Source organism: Streptomyces sp. NPDC058239 (genome assembly GCF_042882185.1).
Lineage (GTDB): Bacteria > Actinomycetota > Actinomycetes > Streptomycetales > Streptomycetaceae > Streptomyces.
This window is the reverse complement of the sequence record NZ_JBHVWS010000143.1, coordinates 1-1676: the sequence shown is the minus strand read 5'-3', so window position 1 is coordinate 1676 and position 1676 is coordinate 1. Positions and strand designations below refer to the sequence as shown.

Below are 1676 nucleotides of genomic sequence, written 5' to 3'. Positions count from 1 at the left end.
GTCCCGGCCACTCACCGCAGCAAGCACCCGCGCCCACGCCACATGCATCACCGTGGCCGGACTGGCCCCCGTACGCCGCGCAGCCTCACGCACCCTCCCCGACAGATCCGACCCCAGATCGGCCACCACACGCGACACATCCGCACCCACACCCCGCACATCCACCAACCCGAACGGCGCACTCGGCTCGTCGACGTCGCCCAGCAGGTCGGCGAAGTACCGCTCATGAACGGCCCGCTCCACCCCGCCACGCGCCTGCGCCACGAAGTCACGGAACGGCAGCGCCTCCGACAGCTCCTCACCCCGACCGGCCAGGAACGCCTCCACCTCGCCCAGCAGGAGTTCGAGGCCCATGTGGTCACGCACCATGTGGTGCGCCCGCACCAGGGCCAACCACTGGCCGGAGTCCGGCACTGCGGCGATGTGCAATCCGATCAGCGGGGCCCGGCCCAAGTCCATCGACAGACCGCCGACAGCAAGGAGCTGCTCGACCGGCTCGACACCGTGCGGGTCGAGCAGGACGTCCTCGACGGGGAGTTGGCCGTGCCGCCACACCACCTGCACCGGCTCGTGCAGGCCCTCCCACACGATCCCGGTCCGGTAGATGTCATGCCGGTCCACGACCCGCTGCAACGCCTCGATGAACGCGTCCAGCCGCTCGCGGGAGTCGAACTCCACCACGACCGGCGTCACATACGCGTCATCGCCGCCGTCGGCCAGCAGGTGATGGAAGAGCAGCCCCTCCTGAAGGGGGGCCAGCGGGTAGATGTCGGCGACGTTCGCCGCACCGCCCTCGACGGTGGCGACGACCCGCTCGATCTCCTCGGCGCTCAGATCGACCAGCGGCAGCATCTCCGGCGTAATCGCCTGCGCGCCCTCCGGAATCGCGTTCGGCGGAACGACGACGCTCTCCGCGCCGGACGCGATCGCGAGCCCGGCCACGGTCGGGCTCTGGAAGAGCGCCCGCACCGAGACGGAAACGCCGCGGGTGCGCAGGATCTCGACCAGACGGATCGCGAGGAGGGAGTGACCGCCCAGGGTGAAGAAGCTGTCGTCCACACCGACGTTGTCCAGGCCGAGAACCTCGGCGAACGCCGCGCACAGGATCTCCTCGCGGACGGAGGAGGGGCCGCGGCCGGAACCGGTCGTGTACTCCGGGGCAGGCAGCGCCTTGCGGTCCAGCTTCCCGTTCGGCGTCAGCGGCAGCGCATCCAGGACCACCACTACCGAGGGCACCATGTGCTCCGGCAGGCGCCCGGTCACGAACTGACGGACATCTTGCGGCAGTTCATCGCCGTTCGGACCGTCGGCCGGGACCACGTAGGCGACCAGACGCTTGTCGCCCGGAACGTCCTCGCGGGCTATCACCGCCGCCTGGGCTACCTGCGGGTGCGCGGCGACAACGGCCTGGACCTCACCGGGTTCGACGCGGAAGCCGCGGATCTTGACCTGCTCGTCCGCCCGGCCCAGGTACTCCAGCCGGCCCTCCGCGTTCCACCGCACCAGGTCACCCGTGCGATACAGCCGCTCACCGGGCTCACCGAACGGGCAGGCCACGAAACGCTCCGCCGTCAGACCGGGCCGGCCCACATACCCGCGCGCCAGACCCGCACCGGCCACATACAGCTCACCGGCAACCCCCGGCGCCACCGGAGACAGCCACTGGTCGAGCACGT

At 70.6% G+C, this 1676-nt stretch carries 1 protein-coding gene; it reads right to left on the bottom strand.

What is annotated here, in order from left to right; all coding sequences use genetic code 11:
- Positions 1–1676 (bottom strand): condensation domain-containing protein (locus tag ACFVYE_RS47250; RefSeq protein ID WP_389609774.1); only part of this gene is annotated, 1676 nt, incomplete at both ends.